The sequence below is a fragment of the Nocardia farcinica genome (genome assembly GCF_029867845.1).
In the GTDB taxonomy this organism is placed as follows: domain Bacteria; phylum Actinomycetota; class Actinomycetes; order Mycobacteriales; family Mycobacteriaceae; genus Nocardia; species Nocardia farcinica_A.
Genome location: NZ_JARWRU010001295.1, coordinates 1 through 4,337, shown reverse-complemented (window position 1 = coordinate 4,337; position 4,337 = coordinate 1). Strand labels below are relative to the sequence as shown.

General features: G+C 73.5%; 4 protein-coding genes and 1 pseudogene. 4 read left to right on the top strand and 1 reads right to left on the bottom strand.

The window, feature by feature from the left end:
* The 4 genes and pseudogenes from QH283_RS29065 to QH283_RS29050 form a co-directional block, all read left to right on the top strand.
* Window positions 1-465 (top strand): annotated as a pseudogene (locus tag QH283_RS29065) (hypothetical protein); the annotation flags it as partial.
* Complete coding sequence (locus tag QH283_RS29060; RefSeq protein WP_280506120.1) at window positions 462-1,847, top strand: NtaA/DmoA family FMN-dependent monooxygenase; 1,386 nt, start codon at window positions 462-464, stop codon at window positions 1,845-1,847. The pseudogene QH283_RS29065 and the gene QH283_RS29060, both read left to right, overlap by 4 nt.
* A complete protein-coding gene (locus tag QH283_RS29055) occupies window positions 1,844-2,653 on the top strand; it encodes a DUF1684 domain-containing protein (protein ID WP_280506119.1) in 810 nt (269 codons plus the stop codon). The genes QH283_RS29060 and QH283_RS29055 overlap by 4 nt, the downstream gene beginning before the upstream one ends.
* The gene (locus QH283_RS29050; RefSeq protein ID WP_280506118.1) at window positions 2,650-3,801 is read left to right on the top strand and encodes an LLM class flavin-dependent oxidoreductase; all 1,152 of its coding nucleotides are present in this window, start codon (window positions 2,650-2,652) and stop codon (window positions 3,799-3,801) included. Before QH283_RS29055 ends, QH283_RS29050 begins: the two co-directional genes overlap by 4 nt.
* Window positions 3,802-3,950: 149 nt before the next feature.
* Here the strand turns inward: QH283_RS29050 and QH283_RS29045 are convergent.
* On the bottom strand, window positions 3,951-4,337 hold a 387-nt coding region (locus QH283_RS29045), incomplete at its 5' end, for a methylenetetrahydrofolate reductase (protein WP_280506117.1).

Sequence of the window (4,337 nt, the reverse complement as noted above, 5' to 3'; positions counted from 1 at the left end):
GCGCTGCGGTCCGCCGTCGCCGACACCGGGCGCGACCCGGATTCCGTCACCGTTCTGCTCGATCTCGACATCCATCTCGCCGACTCGGCGGACGCGGCGCGGGCCGAGGTCGAGCAGCTCGACGCCTGGGCGGCCGAACCGGGTCCCGGCTCCCCGGATCGATCCGATTCCCCGGGCACCGGCGGCGCCGGACAGGGCCCGTCACCGCGCCCGCGCCACGTCGGCACGGTCGCCTCGCTGCGCGAATTCCTCGGCGAGCTGGAGCGATCCGGCGCGGCCGACGGTGTGGTGCTGCGGCCGCTCGCGCTGTCGAGCGCGATCCGGCTCCTGGCCACCGGCGCCACCGCCCTCGGTTCCGACGAGGCCACCGGGGCGCGGGGAGCCCCGCGCACCCTGCGCGACCGCCTCGGTCTGCCGCGCCCGCTCAGCCGCTACGCCGTTCGCACGCAAGGAGGGCCGTCGTGACCCGGCAGCGTCCCCGCAAACAGGTTCATCTGGCCGCCCACTTCCCCGGCGTGAACAACACGACCGTGTGGAGCGATCCCGAGTCGGGCAGCCAGATCGACTTCGCCTCGTTCGCCCACCTGGCGCGCACCGCCGAACGCGGGCTGTTCGACTTCTTCTTCCTCGCCGAGGGTTTGCGGCTGCGCGAACACCGCGGCCGCATCCACGATCTCGACGTGGTCGGCAGGCCGGACACCTTCACCGTGCTCAACGCGCTGGCCGGGGTGACACGGAGACTGGGCCTGGCAGGCACCATCAACTCCACCTACAACGAGCCGTTCGAGCTGGCACGGCAGTTCGCGAGCCTGGACCACCTGTCCGGCGGGCGCGCGGCCTGGAATGTGGTGACCTCCTCGGACGCCTTCACCGGCGCGAACTTCCGGCGCGGCGGCTATCTCGACCACGCCGACCGCTATCGGCGTGCGGCCGAGGCGGTCCAGGCGGCCAGGGCGCTGTGGGACAGCTGGCCGGACGGCGCGCCGGTGGTCGACCGGGAGGCCGGGGTGTTCGCACACGAGGTGCCGGTCACCGAGTTCCGGTCCACCCAATTCGACATCGCCGCCCCGTTCACGCTGCCGCGCAGCCCGCAAGGGCATCCGGTGCTGTTGCAGGCAGGCGACTCCGACGAGGGCCGCGAGTTCGGCGCCGCCACCGCCGACGCCATCTTCACCGTGCACGGCACGCTGGAGGCCGGGCGCGCGTTCTACGCCGACGTCAAGGGCAGGCTGGCGAAGTACGGGCGCGACCCCGGGCACCTGAAGATCTTTCCGGCCGCGACCTTCGTGCTCGGCGACACCGCCGAGGAGGCCGCCGAGCGCGCCGCGCACATCCGCCGCCAGCAGGTCGGGCCGCAGACCGCGATCGCCTTCCTGGAACAGGTCTGGGGCCGCGACCTGTCGGGATACGACCCGGACGGGCCGCTGCCCGAGGAGGACCCGACCGGCGACCCCGACATCACCCGAGGCCGGGTCCGCCATGCCCGCGACCCGATCGCGGTGGCGAAGGCGTGGCGCGAGAAAGCGCTGGCGGAGCGGCTGTCGATCCGCGAACTGGTCATCGAGGTCACCGCGAGGCAGCAGTTCGTCGGCACCCCGGCGCAGGTCGCCGCCGAGATCGACGAGTACGTGCAGACCGACGCGGCCGACGGCTTCATCCTCGTGCCGCACCTCACCCCGGCCGGGCTGGACGAGTTCGTCGACCGGGTGGTGCCGGAGCTACAGGAGCGCGGCAGCTTCCGCACCGAGTACCGGGGCGACACCCTGCGCGAGCACCTCGGCCTGCCGCACCCGCACCGGCCGACCCATCAGCACAGCACCGCACACGAAGGAGTCCGAGCGTCATGACGACCGGCACCGTCACCAGTTTCGCCACCGAGTGGGCCCGCTGGCACCGCACCCGCGAGGACAACCTGCGCGACCCGCTCGGCTTCCTGAGCATCACCGGACTGCACTGGCTCACCGACGAACCGAGCCGCCTGCCCGGCGTCCCCGGCACCTGGTGGGTGACCGACAACAAGGTATTCATCACCGCTCAGCCCGGCGACCGGCTCGTCGCCGAGGGCAGCGACATCGCCGGCGTGCGGATCCTGCTGCCCGCCGAGGGCGGACCGGGCGTGCGGGTGCGTCACGAGCGCCGCGTCATCGAGGTCATCCGGCGCACCGGCCGCTACGGGGTGCGCGTGCACGACCCCGACGCGCCGACCCTGGCCCGCTTCACCGGCATCCCGGCCTACGCGCCCGATCCGCGCTGGGTCGTCGAGGGACACTTCACCGCCTATCCGGCGCCGCGACCGGTCACCACCGGCGCGGTGATCGACGGGCTGGAGCACCGGCACAACGCGATCGGGGAGATCGAGCTCGGCATCGGCTCGGTGACCGAGCGGGTGGTGGTCTTCCGCACGGGGGTCGAGCTGCGGGTGTTGTTCACCGACGCCACCAGCGGGGTCACCACCTTCCCGACCGCGCGCTCGCTGACCGTGCCCACCCCCGACGCCGATGGCCGGGTCGTGCTGGACTTCAATCGCGCGGCCAATCTGCCCTGCGCGTTCACCGCGTTCGCCACCTGCCCGGTCGCGCCCGAGCAGAACCGGCTGCGGGTGGCGATCGAGGCGGGCGAACAGGATCCGCGGCTGGACGGCGGCCTGCGATGAGCATCCCGCTGTCGGTGCTCGATCTGGCGCCGGTCAGCGCCGGTTCGACGCCGCAGCAGGCGCTGCGCAACACCGTCGAGCTGGCCCAGCGCGCCGAGGAGTGGGGCTACCACCGGTTCTGGCTGGCCGAACACCATTTCGCCGCGGTGGCCAGCTCCAGCTCGACGACGCTGATCGGGCTGGTGGCCGCGGCCACCTCCCGCATCAGGGTCGGCTCGGGTGCGGTGCAGGCCGGACACCACACGGCCGCCTCGGTCGTCGAGGCGTTCGGCACCATCGACGCGCTGTATCCCGGCAGGCTCGATCTGGGGCTGGGCCGGTCGGGGCACCGCCGGGCGAAGTTCGGGCCGTCCGGCGCGGGCGGGACGGCGGGCTCGACGACCGGCGGCGCGGCCGGTGACGAGGTGCGGGTGCGCGACGGCGTGGTGATCCCGCCGCCGTTCGATTTCGGCAGCCTGGCCGGCAAGGAACGCTATCTCGCCCAGGACCGGACCCTCTACCAGCCGGGCGCCGAGCCGGTGGCGTTCACCGAGTACGTGGACCAGGTGCGCGCGCTGCTCGACGGCACCTACCGCACCCCCGAGGGGGTGGAGCTGCACGCGGTGCCCGGCGAGCGGGCCAGGGTGCAGCTGTGGCTGTTCGGCACCAGCGCCGGTGAGAGCGCGCAGCTGGCGGGCAGGCTCGGGCTGCCGTTCGCGGTGGCTTATCACACCGTGCCCGCGACGGCGCTGGACGCGGTGGACGCCTATCGCGCCGCCTTCCGGCCCTCGGTGGAACTGGCCGAACCGTACGTGGTGGTCTCCGCCGACGTGGTGGTCGCCGAGGACGACGAGACCGCGCGACACCTGGCCTCCACCTACGGGCACTGGGTGCACAGCATTCGCGCCGAAGGTGGCGCGAAACCCGTGCTCGACCCCGCCACCGCACCGCCGCTGTCCCCCGAACAGCACCGCGTGGTGCGAGACCGGCTGCTGACCCAGTTCGTCGGCTCCCCGTCCACCGTCGTGGAGCGGCTCGAGGCGCTGCGACGCGCCACCGGCGCGGACGAACTGCTGATCACCAGCGTCACCCACGATCACAAGGCGCGCCTGGCATCGCACCGCCTGCTCGCCGAGGCCTGGGGCCTGCGCGAGGCCGCCGCGGCCTGAACATCCCCGCCCGTGTCATCCCGCCCGTGTCATCCCGCCCGTGACACCCCCGCCCGTGCGCCCGGGGCGGTGGACCGTGCCGCCGCCACCGTGCCGCGCGGCCGCCGGGTGCGGGCGGTCGGCCGATACCCGCCCCGGTGCGCGCCGGGTCAGGCCGGGGCGGGCGCGGGGCACACCCCGTAGCCGAGGTTGCTGAGCACCTCGCTGGTCGCCTTGGCGAAGTTCAGCGTGATGAAGTGCAGGCAGGGCGCGCCCTCGTCGATCAGGCGCTGCGCCATCTCGGTGGCGATCTCGATGCCCACCTCGCGCACCGCGGCCCGGTTCTCCTCCGGCCCGTCGCCCGCGGCCCGGCGCAGGCGGTCGAGCACCGCAGGCGGCAGCGGCCGTCCGCACAGTTCCTCGGCGCGGGTGACCGTGCGCAGCGAGGTGATCGGCATCAGCTCGGGGATGATCGGCTTTGCGCCCTCGACCGGGTCGAAGGCGGCCACCCGGTCGCGCAGGCGCAGGTAGTGCTCGACGTCGAAGAACATCTGGGT